General features: G+C 46.4%; 14 protein-coding genes. 10 read left to right on the forward strand and 4 right to left on the reverse strand.

Annotated features, from left to right (window positions below; all coding sequences use genetic code 11):
- The first annotated feature begins 17 nt into the window (after positions 1-17).
- The 3 genes from ACFS25_RS02015 (at position 18) to ACFS25_RS02025 (ending at position 3,922) form a co-directional block, all read left to right on the forward strand.
- Positions 18-1,544: a capsule assembly Wzi family protein gene (locus ACFS25_RS02015; protein ID WP_381496732.1), complete on the forward strand. Its 1,527-nt coding sequence runs from the start codon at positions 18-20 to the stop codon at positions 1,542-1,544.
- Between the two features lie 138 nt (positions 1,545-1,682).
- Positions 1,683-2,930 carry a serine hydrolase domain-containing protein gene (locus ACFS25_RS02020; protein ID WP_381496733.1) on the forward strand — a complete coding sequence of 416 codons (1,248 nt, stop codon included), beginning with the start codon at positions 1,683-1,685 and terminating at the stop codon, positions 2,928-2,930.
- A gap of 71 nt (positions 2,931-3,001) precedes the next feature.
- Complete coding sequence (locus tag ACFS25_RS02025; RefSeq protein WP_381496734.1) at positions 3,002-3,922, forward strand: alpha/beta hydrolase; 921 nt, start codon at positions 3,002-3,004, stop codon at positions 3,920-3,922.
- A 6-nt stretch (positions 3,923-3,928) separates the two neighbouring features.
- Here the strand turns inward: ACFS25_RS02025 and ACFS25_RS02030 are convergent, their stop codons facing one another.
- The 3 genes from ACFS25_RS02030 to ACFS25_RS02040 all read right to left on the reverse strand — a co-directional run bounded on the left by ACFS25_RS02030 (position 3,929) and on the right by ACFS25_RS02040 (position 6,879).
- A complete protein-coding gene (locus tag ACFS25_RS02030; protein ID WP_381496735.1) occupies positions 3,929-5,077 on the reverse strand; it encodes an acyltransferase family protein in 1,149 nt (382 codons plus the stop codon).
- Positions 5,078-5,209: 132 nt separating this feature from the next.
- Positions 5,210-6,115 (reverse strand): prohibitin family protein, encoded by a 906-nt coding sequence (locus ACFS25_RS02035; RefSeq protein ID WP_381496736.1) that lies wholly within the window; start codon positions 6,113-6,115, stop codon positions 5,210-5,212.
- A gap of 311 nt (positions 6,116-6,426) precedes the next feature.
- On the reverse strand, positions 6,427-6,879 hold the full coding sequence (locus tag ACFS25_RS02040) for a DUF1573 domain-containing protein (protein WP_381496737.1): 453 nt from the start codon (positions 6,877-6,879) through the stop codon (positions 6,427-6,429).
- A gap of 241 nt (positions 6,880-7,120) precedes the next feature.
- On the opposite strand from ACFS25_RS02040, the gene ACFS25_RS02045 reads away from it, so the two are divergent.
- From ACFS25_RS02045 to ACFS25_RS02065, 5 genes are read left to right on the forward strand one after another with little or no spacing between them, the layout of a single operon-like run.
- Complete coding sequence (locus ACFS25_RS02045; protein WP_381496738.1) at positions 7,121-9,526, forward strand: alpha-ketoacid dehydrogenase subunit alpha/beta; 2,406 nt, start codon at positions 7,121-7,123, stop codon at positions 9,524-9,526.
- Between the two features lie 50 nt (positions 9,527-9,576).
- Entirely contained in the window at positions 9,577-11,001 is a 1,425-nt protein-coding gene (locus tag ACFS25_RS02050; RefSeq protein WP_381496739.1) for a 4Fe-4S dicluster domain-containing protein, read from the forward strand.
- A gap of 11 nt (positions 11,002-11,012) precedes the next feature.
- On the forward strand, positions 11,013-11,570 hold the full coding sequence (locus tag ACFS25_RS02055; protein WP_381496740.1) for an NADH-quinone oxidoreductase subunit J family protein: 558 nt from the start codon (positions 11,013-11,015) through the stop codon (positions 11,568-11,570).
- Positions 11,557-11,868 (forward strand): NADH-quinone oxidoreductase subunit NuoK, encoded by a 312-nt coding sequence (nuoK, locus tag ACFS25_RS02060; RefSeq protein ID WP_381496741.1) that lies wholly within the window; start codon positions 11,557-11,559, stop codon positions 11,866-11,868. Before ACFS25_RS02055 ends, nuoK begins: the two co-directional genes overlap by 14 nt.
- A 59-nt stretch (positions 11,869-11,927) precedes the next feature.
- Entirely contained in the window at positions 11,928-12,536 is a 609-nt protein-coding gene (locus ACFS25_RS02065; RefSeq protein WP_381496742.1) for a 2OG-Fe(II) oxygenase, read from the forward strand.
- Here the strand turns inward: ACFS25_RS02065 and ACFS25_RS02070 are convergent.
- Positions 12,505-13,398: a class I SAM-dependent methyltransferase gene (locus tag ACFS25_RS02070; protein ID WP_381496743.1), complete on the reverse strand. Its 894-nt coding sequence runs from the start codon at positions 13,396-13,398 to the stop codon at positions 12,505-12,507. The two genes, ACFS25_RS02065 and ACFS25_RS02070, sit on opposite strands and share 32 nt — an antisense overlap.
- A gap of 179 nt (positions 13,399-13,577) precedes the next feature.
- On the opposite strand from ACFS25_RS02070, the gene ACFS25_RS02075 reads away from it, so the two are divergent.
- Positions 13,578-15,485 (forward strand): NADH-quinone oxidoreductase subunit 5 family protein, encoded by a 1,908-nt coding sequence (locus ACFS25_RS02075; RefSeq protein WP_381496744.1) that lies wholly within the window; start codon positions 13,578-13,580, stop codon positions 15,483-15,485.
- 109 nt (positions 15,486-15,594) lie between these two features.
- Positions 15,595-17,274 carry a complex I subunit 4 family protein gene (locus ACFS25_RS02080; protein WP_381496745.1) on the forward strand — a complete coding sequence of 560 codons (1,680 nt, stop codon included), beginning with the start codon at positions 15,595-15,597 and terminating at the stop codon, positions 17,272-17,274.
- Positions 17,275-17,276 lie beyond the last annotated feature (2 nt).

The following is a 17,276-nucleotide window of genomic DNA, read 5'->3' on the forward strand; positions in this document are numbered from 1 at the left end:
TAATCGGCCTATTTTCTATGAGATTTGTGTTTTTGTGGATTTGGTGTGGATTATTTATTATTGCCAATTGTACAGTAGTTTATGGGCAGCGGGTTAATCAATATCAACTAGAAATAGGTGGTCTGGCCTCCTCTGATCAAACACCTTTTTGGTTACGCGCAAATCAATATGGCACTGTGCCTCTCAAGAATCCAGCCTCACGCCTGAATGCTGGTCTTCGATCAGATTACCGACCAACTGATAGCACTGGTTATAGACCAAAGATTGACTGGGGTTATGGTTTTAATGTTGTCGCTAATGTGGGAGCGACAAGTCAATTTCTTGTTCCTGAAGCTTACCTGAAAGGTCGTCTTGGTGCTTTTGAACTTTACGTTGGTCGTCGGAAAGAGGTTATTGGTCTTGTAGACACACTTCTCACCAGCGGTTCTTATATATGGTCCGGGAATACATTGCCAATTCCTAAAATACAGCTCTCTTTACCTGTATTCACGGCTGTCCCGTTTACGAAAGGGGTTATATCTGTTATGGGGACGTTCTCGCATGGCTGGTTCGAAAATTCAGATCGGCTAGTAAAAAGCTCCTACCTGCATCAGTCTTCTTTTTATGGACGGCTGGGAAAGCCATCGTGGCGTGTTCGATTATATAGTGGCTTCAACCACCAGGTTATGTGGGCGGGTCATTCCGATTATTTAAATTCTTCGGTATCAACAAATGGTAACCTGCCATCTAATATTAAATATTACCCTTCAGTAATTTTGGGTACTCGTAACCCCTATCCTGACGATCAAAGTATTCAGACGATTTCTCATTTTGAAGAGAATCGAGTTGGCAATCACCTTGGGTCAGTTGATTTTGCCATTGAAGTCAGTCTAAATCGCTGGAATTTATTTGCCTATCGCCAGTTTGTATATGATGATGGTTCGCTGTTTTATGGTACAAACCTGGACGATGGGTTAAATGGCTTACGTATACGGAATCGGGATCAGCCGACCGGTTCAGCATTCTTCCTCAAACAAGTCACTTTTGAGTATTTGTTTACAGGAAGTCAGGGGGGAGATTTATTTATTCTGGACGATCCCAAGCGCCGGGGGCGGGATGACTATTTCAACAATAGTCAATATATTGATGGCTGGACATACTTTGGCCGCACCATTGGAACGCCATTTCTGACACCTCAACAGGAAGTAAGTACATCGTTACCGCCCCGTTATGGTATTGCTAATAATCGGGTCAGTGCTTTTCATATGGGTCTGAGTGCTCTAGTGTTTGATAAAGTCGATGTAACAGCTCGGTTGTCATTCAGTCGTAATGCCGGAACATATGCTATCCCTTATTTAACTATTCCATCTCAATTTTCGGGTTTAGTGACGGCGTCTCTACCCATAAGCTTGTTAGGAGGAGCGGTTTTGAATGGCTCTTTAGGGTTTGACTCAGGCAAATTGCTTCCCAATAGCATAGGAGCCTATGTCGGGCTACGAAAAACGGGCGTTCTTGGCGGTAGTCATAAACGTCAGGTAATAGTCTCTCCAAGAAGAGGTTTCTAACACGTTTTATATGGATCTAGTTAGCCCGTTAGCAAACTTTCACACTATTTTAACTGCTTTAACGATAGTGTACAGTAAGCAACTGCTATTTTTACCGGAACTTAGTTGATATAGTAAAGAACGAATACGTGAGGTTGGATGGTGCAGACAAATAAAATCTTGAGTTGGTTTACCCTTTTACTGTTAGTTGGATTAGGGGTATCCTGTGGGCAGGACCAGAAAACCTTAAATCAGTCGGCACGCGCATTACGTAATTGTGCAGATGATCAGATTCTGACAACTGCCCAACAAAATACCATTCGGCAGCAACTCAACGCTGATGAAAAAACCCGGCAGATTGACGAAATTTTTCGGCAGAAAGTACGTGGAGGTTTGAATGGCAATGTATTAGTGGCGCAAAAAGGCATGATTCTGTACAAGAAGTGCTTTGGCTTGGGTCATTTTGAGCGTAGCCAACGCGATACGCTGGTCGAAGATTCGAAATTTCAGTTAGCATCGTTGTCAAAGACATTCACTGCCGTTGCTACTCTGAAGTTAATTGAAGCAGGCAAGCTCAGCTTTGAAGATACCATCCAGAAATTCTACCCTGATTTTCCTTATCATGGAATCACAATTCGTGAATTGTTAAGCCATCGTAGCGGCTTACCAAACTATCAGTATGCCTTCGATGATAGTATGAAGGTGAATTTTTATAAGAAAGAAAAACCTTATCCATCTAACGCGACTATCATGCGTTGGTTTGCAACGGTCAAACCAACGCCAAAACCATATAATATTCCTGGTCGGGGGTTTAGTTACAGTAATACTAACTATATGGTCCTTGCATCGATTATTGAAAAAGCGACTGGCCAAAGCTACGAAGCTTTTATTCAAAAGAATATTTTCGAGCCGCTGGGCATGCATCAGACATTCGTTGCTACGACTAAAAATGACTCCATAAACCATCATCGAACGGCGGGCTACCAGTGGAATCGACGCATTCCGAAGGATTATTACGACGATGTTGTGGGCGATAAGGGTATATATTCAACTACTGGCGACTTGTTTCGATGGTATCGTGCCCTGAACGGCGATTGTTTGCTACCGAAGAAGATGCTTGCTGAAGCCTTCGTTCCCCGTAGTTTCGAGCGGAAAGGAGCCAAAAATTACGGATACGGTTTCCGGATGATGCTGGATGACACGAAGCAGCCCGAGTATATTTATCACTCAGGTTGGTGGAAGGGCTACAATACGATGTTTTGGTTTAGTCCCAAAGATGAATACGTCATCATCATTCTTGGGAACCGGTATAACACAACCGTTTATCGTGTTAAAGAACTTATTGATGTATTGCACGGCGGGTCCAATAACAAAGTGTCAGCCGAAGAAAACGAGGTAGAAATATGAGTAGAGCCGACCCAGAGGTCGGCTTTTCTATTTTTAACCCTAATCTGGGCTCACAGAGCTGTCAACTCGTTATGCGCTTCTTGTTGCTTACTATGCTTTTGGCCAGTCTATTACCTCAACTTGCTTTGTCGCAGGATATTATTAAACTCTGGCCCGATGGCGCCATCCCCAACGCTATTTCGGGAGCGCAGATTACAGAAAAATCGGAAACAGATGCAAATGGCATTCTTCGTATCAGCAATGTATCTGTACCTACCATTACGGCTTATTTACCTCCAAAAGATAAGGCTACAGGAGCGGCAGTCATGATTTGTCCCGGTGGTGGATACGGAATCTTGGCCGCAAGCCACGAAGGTTCAGATGTGGCTCGTTGGTTCAATGAAATGGGTGTAGCTGCTTTTGTACTAAAATACCGGCTGCCAAACCCGGCAATCATGACAAATCAGCAGGAAGTCCCGCTCATGGATGCTATGCAGGGTATGACGCTTATTCGGCAAAATGCGGCCCGTTATGGAATTGACTCAAATAAGATTGGCGTCATGGGTTTTTCGGCGGGTGGACATCTGGCATCAACGCTCTCTACACACTACAATTTAGGTCCCAAAGCCAGTGAACAGGCTAAGCCAAATTTTGCCATTTTGCTTTATCCAGTGGTGACCTTCGGCGATAAAGCGCATGCGGGCTCACGCAATAGCTTATTGGGTAAGCTAGCTTCCTCACCAGAAATGGTGGCCTACTATTCTAATGAATTACAGGTGACTACTAAAACACCCCCTACGTTTTTGGTTCATTCGGAGGATGATAAGACTGTTCCCGTTGAAAATAGTATTAATTATTATCTAGCGTGTTTAAAGAGTGGCGTTTCTGCCGAAATGCATTTGTATCCACAGGGCGGGCACGGTTACGGTCTACGCACAGCAAAGTTCGGCTCTCTCACTACGTGGCCTGAAACCTGTAAAGCGTGGCTGATGGCGCTTACTACAGCGAAATAGCCAAGATCAAACCCGTAGGAACGTCTTTTTCTTGTATAGAAAGTAAAGAAAAAGCCATTTAACTGCTAAAAAAGCCAATACGCCACCCACCGCCTGGATTGGTTCGCTGAAGTAATGAAGCAACCCGCCAAACAGGAAATTAGCGGTGTGCTCAAAATCAATGACTCTGCCAGCGAGGTAAATCAGAATAGAGTTCATACCGATAACGACAAAGAAAAACGTCCATCGGCGTATGTTTTGAACGTCAATAACCCAGTAGAACAAGCTCAGAATTAGCAAACTCCAGCCCCCGGCTACCAGCACAAAGGAACTGGTCCAGAGATTTTTATTGACTGGAAATACGATATTCCAGACCCAACCCAGCGCAACGCAACTAACTCCAGCCAGAACGAGTTGTTGAATCTTCCGATTGTCAGTCAGGCCATGCCGACGTAGGATAGTGCCCGCGAAGACGCCCAATAACCCCGTGCAAATAGCGGGTAAGGTTGATAGTATGCCTTCAGGATCATGGACAACTTTATAAAGATGACCCGGCATCAGCAGTCTGTCTACATAACCGACTAAACTTCCTTCCATTGTCAGGTTACCCGCGCCGAAACCGGGCACTGGTACAAGCATTAGTAATGCCCAATAAAGCAGAAGGATACCTGCGAAAATTCCATAGCGAGTCCGTTCATTGCCCACATAAAGATAAATAAGTTGGGCAAACATACCTGCTAGCCCAATTCGTCCTAATACACTTCCGAAACGCATATCGGAAAAAGCTTTCGTAAATAGACCGTTGTTGGCAATAATTCCCAGTACGACCAGAATTAATCCGCGTGTAATGACTTTGCGGGCCAGCATTGCTCTATCGTCGCCTTTAGCCAACCGGCTACCGAGTGAATAAGGCGTTGAAACGCCCGCCAAAAATAGAAATAAAGGGAAAATGCAGTCGTAAGGACGAAAACCGTTCCAATCAACATGAGTAAATTGGTCAGCCATAAAAATAGCCCATGCCCAACCAGTTGTTTTGGCCAATACATGAAAAATTTCTTCCCCACCAATAATCCAGAACATATCGAAACCCCGTAAAGCATCAAGGGATAAGAGCCGCCGAATAGGTGCTGGTTGAGCAACAGCAGGTTCCTGGGTGGCAGACGTAGTATTTTCCATAGATTAGCAGGCTTATGAACGGAACAATGATAAATAAAAAACAGGCCCTATCAAACCAATATGATTCAATAGGGTCTGTTTCTGGTATTATTTATACATAGTTCGTCAATACCGAACCACAAAGTACTAGCGTTACTTATCGTTCAGGATCAATGGCACGTTTCCACGCCCACCCATAATTACGATTTTAGCATTTGGCGATGCCGCTAGTTCACGCTGGGCTTTTATCTGTTCATATTGTAATTGTTTATCGCTCAAACCTGTAGATAAAATCTTCTGATAGTCGGCAATGCCCTGGGCTTCGACCCGTTTCCGTTCAGCTTCCTGCCGTTCTTTTTGCAGAACAAACTGCATCTTTTGAGCGTCCTGTTCAGCATTAATCTTGGATTCGATGCTTTTCTTGACCGATGCGGGCAAGTCAATATTCCGAATCAATAGCTGCTCCAGTAAAAGGCCCCGCTTCCGAAAATCAACTTCGATAGTTTTGTAAATCCGGGCTTGAAATTCATCCCGCCGAGTTGAGTACAAGGCGATAGCATCATAATAAACGGCGTTATCACGGATGCGGGTACGTGTAATAGGGCGCACAATTTTGTCCATATAGTCGGTACCAATTTCGCTGTATATTTTCGGCGCATCAGCCGGTACCACACGATAGAGTACAGTTAGGTCAATCACAACTTCCAGACCATCGGCTGTCAGCACCCGTATTGCATCGTCGCCTTCTTTCTGACCCTCATCGTGTGCGGCCGACATTGTGTAGTTTTGAGTCTTCACATCAAACTCCGTTACATTTGCCAGTGGATTGACAAAATTAAGACCTGAGTTTATAGCTCGGTCGCTGACATTACCAAATGTGGATATAACGCCTACCTGACCGGCATCAATTTGGCGTACACTGGCAGTTAGGAGACCCATTACTATCAAAATCGTGCCAATTACTTTGGCAGGGCGGGAAAAACGCGAAAACGTTAGCGCAGGCGTATTGATGGCAAATCCGGCGACAAGCACCAAAATGCCAAGGATGAGAAAAAACATAGTTTAGGGGAAATTAGCTGTCGGTTTGCGTAAAAAGCAAAATGGCTGCTGGTGAAACAGACAATCGAAAAATAACGTGTTACAAAGGACTCAATTTACCGGCGTTGGGGCGGAGTCATAGACAGGATTGGATCAGAAAACATTACTTAAAGGTAGATGATAATCAGATCATAAAGAAGCGGAATAGGAAGAGCGGGCGCCGAGTTTGTTAGCCGGTTACCGACCGGGATGATAGAAAATATAAACAAAAAAAAGGCATCCGGTAAACTACCAGATACCTTTTTTGACTGCACTACTAACCCTTCAATAGGTTAGCGTGAAGTTTTTGTGCCTTTCTTTTTGTCTTTAGAGACCGGTGTAGCAGCAGGTGCAGCAGCCGTTTCAGCAGTTCCGGCTGTAGTTACTTCACCTTTCAGATATAGAACCGTTTGACCTGATTCTGCATTGCTGGTTACTGTTACCGACTTGTTGAACGGTCCGGCTGAAGCAGCATTATACGTTGCCGAAATAGAACCGCTCTTTCCTGGCATGATTGGCTCACGAGAGAAGCTTGGTTTTGTGCAACCGCAGGAAGCTTGCGCATCGTTGATAACGATTGGATCGGTGCCTGTATTTTTAAAATCAAAAACATGGGTTACCGGTTTACCTTGCTCAACTTTGCCAAAATCGTGCGTTTCTTTTGTGAACTTTAAAACTCCTTTTTGGGCGTATCCAACTGAGACAAACACAAATAAAGCTACGAAAAGTGAAAGAATGTTCTTCATGGATTAAACAGAATTATGGTTTGGTTATAAAATACTAAGTCTTACAAACTATATTCAGAGCAAACAGTTTGCCAAACACCTTATAGTTTTCATTTGGTCAACAAATAAACACGAAAAATCGTTTTTTTGAAAGCTGACTTGTTTTGCCTTACTTTTACTTTCGTTTGGTAATCGGATTATCCGGTGCCAACTTCTTCATCAATAAATTGATTGTTGGACGATTTAAATCCGTGGCTCTGTTGTGATAGCAAACGAACAACTTCGCTCGACTGATATTTTAAGTCGTGAAAAAATCCTGTCAGATTACCGGCTAGCTTACGAAAGTAGACAGGTAAGCTTGTTGGGTCGGCGTGATGTAATGGGAGGAAGAGCTAAATTCGGCATATTCGGCGATGGCAAGGAACTGGCGCAACTAGCAGCCGCCCGTGCTTTTAACCGGGGCGATTTTCGTTCGGGCTATTATCGCGATCAGACGTTTGTAGCGGCTTTGGGTGAACTACGCTGGACGGAGTTTTTTGCGCAACTGTACGCCCACACTGATCTGGAGGCAGAACCGAATACGGCTGGTCGATCAATGAATGGTCACTTTGCTACTCGCTGGCTCGACGAACAGGGATTGTGGCGTAACCAAACCGAACTTTATAATTCTGTTTGTGATATTGCACCCACAGCGGGGCAAGTTCCGCGTGCGCTTGGATTAGCCTATGCATCCAAACTTTTCCGCAACAACCCTGCCCTGAGTGAACTGACCAATTTTTCGCACAACGGCAACGAAATCGTTTTCGCTACTATTGGCGACGCATCGACCTCGCAGGGAATGTTTTGGGAGACGATGAATGCGGCTGGCGTATTGCAGGTACCCCTGTTAATGTCTGTCTGGGATGATGGCTATGGTATATCTGTACCAATTGAATACCAGACTACTAAAGGAAGTATTTCAAAAGCGTTAGCTGGCTTTCAGCGCGACGGCGAAGAGAAAGGGCTGGAAATCTTTACTGTGAAAGGTTGGGATTATGTTGCCCTGCTGGAAACGTATCAGCAGGCGGCCCATATTTGCCGTACTGAACATGTACCGGTGTTGGTTCATGTTCAGGAACTTACCCAGCCACAGGGGCACTCATCGTCCGGTTCGCAAGAGCGCTATAAATCGAAGCAACGTTTAACGTGGGAAGCTGAGCATGACTGCAACCTGATATTCAGGCAGTGGATTTTAGAGAATGGCTATGCAACCAACGAAGAGTTAGAAGCCATTGAAAACGAAACCAAACAATCGACAAAGAAGGCTCGCCTGAGTGCCTGGGATTCTTTTCAGGCATCTATGAAAGGCGATTTTAACGAAGCCCTCGATTTGCTCCAGCAAACGGCTCGTCATCATACTAAATCGGCTGAACTGATGGCTATTCGGGAAGAACTTCGTAAGACGTTCTCGCCCGTGCGTCGGGATGCGGTAGCCGCCGTTCGGAAAGCATTACGCATACTTCGTACCGATAGCGATGCGGGTCGGCAACGGCTACGCGCCTGGCTCGAACGCACTAATGCCGAAAATGCCGACCGCTTTAGTTCACATTTATATAGCCAGTCGCCTGATTCGCCCATGCTGGTTGAAGCAGTACCAGCGCAGTTTACCGACGATAGCCCGGTTCTAGATGGGTATCTGCTGCTTCAGCGCTATTTTGATAGCCTGTTCAGCCGTGATCCGCGTGTGGTTGCCATAGGCGAAGATGTAGGCCAAATTGGTGACGTAAATCAGGGCTTTGCGGGATTGCAGGAAAAGTTCGGTGAGATACGCATAACAGATACCGGCATTCGAGAAACCACTATTATTGGGCAGGGAATTGGCATGGCTATGCGTGGCCTGCGACCCATTGTTGAGATTCAGTATTTCGACTATGTATATTACACACTGGCCACGTTGACCGACGATTTAGCTACGTTGCAGTATCGGACCAAAGGTGGTCAGAAAGCCCCGCTCATTATTCGAACACGGGGCCACCGATTGGAAGGTATCTGGCATTCGGGTTCGCCAATGGGTACAATGCTTAGTAGCCTTCGAGGACTTCATATACTGGTGCCTCGAAATATGACCCAAGCGGCCGGTTTCTACAACACCCTAATTAAAGGTGACGATCCGGCTTTGGTAATCGAATCATTGAATGGGTATCGTCTAAAAGAGACATTGCCAGCCAATCTAGCCGAATTTTGTGTACCTCTTGGCGTACCGGAAACGTTGCGCGTTGGCTCCGATGTGACGGTTGTAACGTATGGTTCGATGTGTCGAATCGTGATAGATGCCGCCAGCCAATTGACCTCAATGGGTATCAGTATTGAGGTGATTGATGTGCAAACACTACTACCGTTTGACGTAAACCAGACCATTGTTGAGTCTGTCAAAAAGACGAATCGGGTGTTATTTGCCGATGAAGACGTACCCGGCGGAGCATCGGCCTACATGATGCAGCAGGTTATTGAAGGCCAGAACGCCTATCGATATCTAGATTCAGCCCCTCGTACCTTATCGGCGAAAGCACATAGACCTTCTTACGGCTCAGATGGAGATTATTTTTCGAAACCAAACGTTGACGATATAATCGAGACCGTATATTCTATTATGAGTGAGGCCGAACCGCAACGGTTTCCTCAGCTTTAGCGGAAACGGCTTTTGCCAGACATTGGCTCGTTGATACTTTTACTCTTAAAATGTCATACTTTAAGGACATACAATCGGGTATCCGAACGACGATTAAGGGGTTAAGCCTAACGTTGCGTCACCTTCGACATGCCACAAAACGCAGGATGCCCGAAGGCATAGCAAGTGCTACTTATTTTGACTTGCAGAACGGGTTAGTCACGCTTCAGTATCCGCACGAACAACTGCCTATTCCCGATAATGGCCGCTATCGACTTCGTAATGAGATCGATGATTGTATTGTTTGTGACAAGTGCGCCAAAGTCTGCCCTGTCGATTGTATTACGATTGACGCAATTAAAGCTACTGAAGAAGTAGGGCGCGCATCGGATGGGTCACCAATTCGGTTATATGCTGCCAAATTCGACATTGATATGGCCAAATGCTGCTACTGTGGTCTTTGCACGGTGGTTTGCCCCACTGAATGCCTGACAATGGACAAAAAATTTGATTATAGTGAGTTTGACCTTGGTAAGTTAACCTATCATTTTTCTGAACTTACGCCGGAACAAGCTGATGAAAAACGGGCCTTATATGAGCAATTCGTTCGGGAGAAAGAAGAAGCTAAAGTCGCACAAATAGCCGCTAAAGCAACGGCAACGATTCAACCATCCGAAACCGAAACTAGTCCCACTACACCAAAACGGCCCGTGTTCCGGCCAACAGCCAAGCCGACCACAACGCCAACACCACCTGCTGAACTGGTTAATTCTGAAGGGTCATCTATCGAACATCCGCTCACGGATGCCACACCAGATGAAATGCAGCAGATTGCTCAGGGTGGTTTAGAATCAGCGAAACGACCGGTTTTTACACCAACGCGAAAACCAGTAACGCCGATACCTGACGATCTATCTGAGGTACCACAAGCGGAATTGCCAGAACCAGAAGCGCTACCAGGAAAGCCCGAGCCTATACAGCCAGTTGCGAAGCCAGCCGGTTTTCGACCGACAATGAAGCCGCCGGTTACCAAACCAAACCAACCAGAGCTGGATACACCTGTAAATTCCGAATCACCAAAGCCCAAACCATCTTTTCGGCCAACGATGAAACCACCTAAAGCGGTGGAACCTGAGCCGAAAGATCAACAAAACAGTTCCCCGGATTCTGAACTGCCGAAACCCAAACCAGCGGCCTTTCGGCCCACCATGAAGCCTGCGAACCCGGCAGAAACAGCGTCGAGTGAACAGCCCGAAATTCCTAAGCCAAAGCCACCTGCCTTTCGGCCAACGATGAAACCGGCTACGGAACCATCGAAGTATGAAGAGGATAGCCCTAAATCTGAACAGCAAGCGCCCATTATTGGCGAAAATGTTGCAGCGTCTGAGGTGCAAGCCGGCGATCTACCTAAGCCCAAACCAGTGGCCTTTCGACCAACGATGCGTCCCAAGCCGAAAGCAGACGATGAGAAACCAGATCAGTCTACTCAACTATAGCCGCAAAATCAGTGCTACAATTTGCCTTTTACGCCTTTTCTGCACTCACACTTGTTGGAGCATTGGCCGTTCTTCTTACCCGCAGTGTCCTTTACGCGGCTTTTTTTTTACTGCTGACCCTATTCGGTGTAGCGGGACTATTTGTGCTGGCAAGTGCTGATTTTCTGGCTATTGCACAAATTATGATCTATGTTGGGGGAGTATTGGTATTAGTGATTTTCGGTGTCATGCTCACCCATAAACCCGAACTTTCAGCGAATACAAATAGTCAGCAGCCTAACCGAATTATTTCTCAGAATCGATCAGATACCTGGTCGGGCTGGATAGTTGCTATACTTGTTACAGGCGCTTTGTTTATTGCCTTATATACATTGTTGGCGCGAGCCAATTTTACCTTGCTAAATCAACCCGTTGGCTGGCAAAGTACCGTAAACACGATTGGAAAACAACTCATGACAGAGTATGTCGTGCCCTTTGAAATTGCCGGAATTTTGCTGTTAGCTGCTCTTGTTGGCGCTACGTATTTAGCGTCTCCACAAACTAAATCATCGCAAAATGCAACCCGTTGATAGTCATTTATTCTTAATCGTGGGCGCGGCTCTTTTTAGCATTGGATTGGCAGTAGTATTGCTTAAACGCCATGCTATTGTGGTGCTGATGGGTATTGAATTAATGCTTAATGCGGTCAATATCAATCTCGTTGCCTTTAGCCAGTACGATCCAGATCGCTTGCAGGGGCAAATGTTAAGTTTATTTGTAATGGTTGTAGCAGCCGCAGAGTCGGCAGTTGCGCTGGCTATCGTCCTACAAGTTTATCGTCATTTCCGCTCGGTGCAGTTGGATGAATTAAACGAGTTGAAGGAATGACAGGCCCATAAGTTTTTTTTGAAACTGCTCCGGCGGCCCGGCTCGTAGGTCTTATAATTATGAATTTATTATTTGAACCTATCATTGACGGTATTCTGACCGATGGCTACGGCATTGCAGATAATTTCCTGACTTCAGATGAAGTGGTGGCACTCGCCAAGTCGCTTCGTCAACGGCGGGGAATGGGACAATTTCGGGGGGCTGGTACTGGAAACCAGCTATTAGCGGTCGTAAATGCTAGCCGGGGTGACGAGATTCTGTGGTTGGAAGAAGCCACGACTGCACCCGATGAGGTTGCTTTTCTCCAACGTATCGGGGAGTTTGTTGAATACGTCAACCAAACGTGTTACCTGGGACTATGCGATTACGAATTTCACTATGCCGTTTATCCGCCCGGTACGGTTTATAAACGACATCTTGATCAATTTCATAGCGATTCGCGTCGGAAGCTGTCCATAATCTGCTACTTAAATACCGATTGGCACGAAGCAGACGGAGGTCAATTAGCTCTTTACCTACCCAAAATTAATGGCGGCAAAGAACAGCAAATTACTATTTCGCCAATGGGCGGGCGTCTGGTGTGTTTCGAGAGTGGTCGATTAGAGCATGAGGTGTTACCCGCAATTTGTGAACGACTCAGTGTAACGGGTTGGTTAAAAACGGTGTAGTAATCCTCAGGGTTTTTTGTACAACGATGATGTCAAGAAACGAAGTGGCTGGTTGACGACCGCTCCAAAAGCCGTACCGGATAGGATAATCAATTTGTAAGCCGTGTTCACTAAATAAGTGGAGAAGTTCAGCTTCATCGTGGGCAGACCCATTATTCGGATTTTGTGAGTCGAAAGACCACCTACCCTCAAATTCATACTGAAAATTAAACGTACTGGTTGGACCACTCATTAATTGGCGGGATGCATCGTTTAATAGGAAAAACGACGTAAAGCATCGCCCGCCCGGTTTTAACACGCGCTTTATTTCGCCTAGATAAGTAGAAATTTCATTGATAGTCATGTGCGTAAAAACGCCCACGACTATTGCAACATCAACATGTTCATCATCATACGGAAATCGGAAGTTGATGGCCTGATCCTGACCCGTTGGATTATAAGAGCCATTGAAAACGTTGATGTGCTGAAAATGAAAATTTGGGTAGTGGGATGTAATATGTTCCTGACACCAGTCAATTCCTTTCTTTACCGGATCGAAGCCTTCGTACATGCCGGTTGATGAGAGATAAGTGGTGAGTGGAACCGCCATACGGCCAATGCCACAGCCAACATCCAATAGGGTGTGATCGGGTTTTAATTGGCAGAAATCAATAAAATACTGTCTAAATTCTTTCCCTATGGCATTGAAATCACCATCGCCAACAAAGATTTTTGATTTGGGCGGTGTTAACGGGTCACGTAAACCAAGGATTAGTTCAGTCGGCTCCACTAAGCGTTCTTGTGCAAAGTGATACGTTTGTTTGAGTACTTTACGTAAAGCCGGGGGAAGCAATGAGCGGACTAGTACCTGAATTTTCAACATTCGTTAGTTCTGACAAACAATTTTGCCGGAACGGTTATAGAGGCTTGATATGGATATATTAATAAAGTAAATAAAGGGCTTTTGATAGATTTATCAAAAGCTTGGGCAGTTGTATTTAGAACGGTTTGTTTCCATACCGCAGAATCGGGATATTTGCGGCCAATTCTGCTTAACGACGAATGCCCGCCTACACCCCCCAACTGCTTCCTGTGCTGATGGCTACCTTGCTGGGATTACCCTTTGTGGGATTTCTGGTGCTGACTGCTGTAAACCGCCGGATAGCCAGTTTCATGGCTATAGTGCTGACTGGCGCGGGGCTGGCTTTATCAATATTTCTGATAATAAATCTACCCGAACAGCCAATAACCCTGCAGGTGGATTGGGCGACAATGGCAGGTATGTCGTTTGATATAAGTTTACGGCTTGGTGCGCTCACCGGGCTGATGCTTATAATTGTGCATTTTGTAGCCTTACTAGTGCAGATCTACTCGGTTTCTTACTTGCACGATGAGCCCAAGCTGAGCCGCTATTTCGCTTATTTGCAACTGTTTATCGGGGCAATGCTCGGAATTGTCTTGGCAGGTAACTTACTGGTGATGTATGCTTTCTGGGAATTGGTTGGCCTTGCATCGTATCTGCTGATTGGTTTCTATGCCGAGCGCCCTGCCGCGTCTAAAGCTGCCCAGAAAGCTTTCCTGATGAATAGAGTTGGGGATATCGGTTTCCTGATTGGCATTTTCCTTACTTACTATTATTTCGATACACTCGACTTTTCGACCTTAGCGACGAAGGGTGTGGGGAGCGTTGCGCCAACCGTGTTGGGTCTCTGCCTGTTCATGGGTTGCGTCGGGAAGTCAGCGCAGTTTCCGCTATTGACATGGCTCCCCGATGCTATGGAAGGTCCCACACCCGTGTCAGCCTTGCTTCATGCCGCCACGATGGTTGCTGCTGGAATTTTTCTGTTGGCTCGAATTCACCCGCTTCTCTCTCCCGATGCCTTAGTCGTAATTACGGTAGTTGGTACTATCACAACTCTTTGGGGTGGTTATTCGGCTGTTTTTCAAACTGATATTAAAAAAGTGCTAGCCTTTTCGACCGTTTCCCAATTGGGCCTGATGGTTGCCGGAATGGGAACTGATAATGTGGGTGGAGCCATGTTCCATTTGTTAACGCATGCCTTCTTTAAAGCCGGTTTGTTCCTAAGCGCGGGCGCTGTCATTCATGCTGTTCATACGCAGGATATGCGCCAGATGGGCGGTTTACGCAAAGCATTACCCACTACGTTTGTCGCCTACTCTGTGTGTGCTGCGGCATTAGCTGGATTGCCTTTATTCTCCGGATTTTTATCAAAGGAAGCCATTCTGGGAGGTGCCTTTGGCTGGGCTAATGCACAAAATGATAGCTTGGCAGCCCTTATTCCAATATTACTCTTAGTATCGTCGGGGCTAACCGCGCTGTATATGGCCCGGCAATGGCGACTGATTTTCTTCGGTGATTACCGTAATGAAAACGTACCACTAACGCAGGCTCACGAACCCAACTGGCTAATGCGTGGGCCAGTAATGGTGCTGGCTGCCTTATCGGTGTGGATTTGGTTCTCGGCTAATCCTTTTTCGGCTCATGGGAGTTGGTTCTTTCACATAGTGCCAACAACTGAAGAAGAAACTTTCTGGTGGCTGGCTCCCGTGTCAATCGGGCTGGTATTGCTGGGCGGCTGGGTTGGCTTTCGAATGCGTGAACCAATGGCTAACTCTAGCTATGTGCGCCTTTCGCTTGAATACGGTTTTCTAGATTTGTTTTACAAGGTATTGATTATCAATCCTACTTTACGGCTGGCAACACTGCTTAACCGCGCTGACCAACGTGTGGTGGATAGGATGGTTAATGGCGCGGGTATCGCTACTGTTGTGTTGGCACATCTTGCCCACGGTCTCGACCGCTTGGGTATTGATGGTCTGGTGAACGGGGCGGCCTGGCTGACAAGTAGGCTTGGACAGTTAGCACGTTCTGTACAAAACGGTCGGGTACAGTCGTACATTACAACTGCCGTGGTTGGTTTGCTGCTGGTACTTTGGTGGTTACTTTAACGGTGCGAACAATAAGCCGAGTTGCCATTTACCATTACACCGCACCGGGGCGAGGTAAAACGGTTTATTTTATTTTCTCCGACAGTAACATCCTGTTGGAGATAAACTTATGATTCTTTCGTTACTCATTTTTCTACCCCTGTTCGGTTCATTACTGGTAGCTCTGCTGCCGGAGAGCCAGACCAATAAATTTCGATGGATTGCTCTGGCCGTAACGCTGGGTGAAGTTGTGCTGGCTGGTATGGCTTACGCAGAATTTAATACAACTAGTTCGGGCTATCAACTTCTCGAACAGGCCAACTGGATTACATTACCACTCGGTGGGCTGGGTGTTGCCTCCATTGATTACTTGGTTGGCGTAGACGGCATTAGTTTACCCTTAGTTGTGCTGTCGGCGGTAGTGATGCTGGTGGGCGTTATCTCATCATGGCCGATAACACATCGGCTAAAAGCATACTATTCGCTCTATCTTCTGCTGACGGGCACTGTAATAGGTTGTTTTGTAGCCCTCGATTTCTTTCTCTTTTTTCTCTTTTTTGAGTTTATGCTCCTACCGATGTATTTCCTTATCGGCCTGTGGGGTGGGCCACGTCGGGAGTATGCATCTATCAAATTCTTTCTTTACACGCTGCTTGGCTCGCTATTGATTTTGCTGGTTATGATTGGACTGTATTTGTCCGTCATGGACCCTGTCAGCACGGCAGTTGCGGCTGGTCTGGTTACAAGCCCCCTGGACGTGACCAATGATGTTGTGCGAACCATTCAATCGTATCTTCAGAGTGGCCAGCTAAACCCGGCGCAAGTTGTTCATACCTTCGATATGCGCTACCTCGCCGATGGTGGTAATTATCTGCCCAATGCGTTTCTAAATCCAGCTACTGAGCCAATTGTGCTAGGTTTACCCGCTCGGATGCTGGCGTTTTGGGCGGTGTTTATTGGCTTTGCTATCAAACTTCCTATCGTTCCGTTGCACACATGGTTGCCCGATGCGCACGTTGAAGCGCCTACGCCCGTATCGGTGGTTTTGGCGGGTGTGTTGCTCAAGATTGGCGGTTATGGTTTTTTGCGTATTGCCTGGAATTTCTTTCCCGACGGAGCGGCTGAGTATGCCCAAACGCTGGCTGGATTGGGCGTACTATCAATCGTATATGGCGGATTAAATGCACTGGCGCAAACCGACCTTAAAAAAATGATCGCCTACTCGTCGGTGTCGCATATGGGCTTTGTGTTGCTGGGTGTAGCCTCGCTAACGGCTGAGGGTATCAACGGCGCTGTCTATCAGATGGTGAGTCACGGTGTCCTATCGGCCATGTTGTTCCTGATTGCGGGCGTTATTTATGATCGGACCCACGATCGGCGAATTGATTCGTATCGTGGTCTGATGCAACCTATGCCGCAATACACAACGCTGACCGCGATAGCCTTCTTTGGCTCGTTGGGATTGCCGGGGTTTTCGGGATTCGTTGGTGAGTTGTTTACACTTATGGGCAGTTTCCAGTCGGAGTGGTTACCCGGTTGGCTCACGGCTGTTGCCACGACGGGTATTCTGTTGGCCGCTGCCTATTTTCTCTGGACGCTCCAGCGTATGTTTTTTGGCCCAACCTGGATTCGCCCATTCGACTCTCAAGCTGGTCTGACATCTGCAATCACTGACTTGACCGCCCGCGAAAAACTCATGCTGATTCCGTTAGGAGCGATGGCGTTGATTCTGGGTTTATTCCCAAATATTGTCTTCAACCTCACGAACGCAACGGTGGGGCAGTGGTTGGTAAAATTTTCTGTGGAGTAAGA

The sequence above is a fragment of the Spirosoma flavum genome (genome assembly GCF_042686045.1).
In the GTDB taxonomy this organism is placed as follows: Bacteria; Bacteroidota; Bacteroidia; order Cytophagales; family Spirosomataceae; genus Spirosoma; species Spirosoma flavum.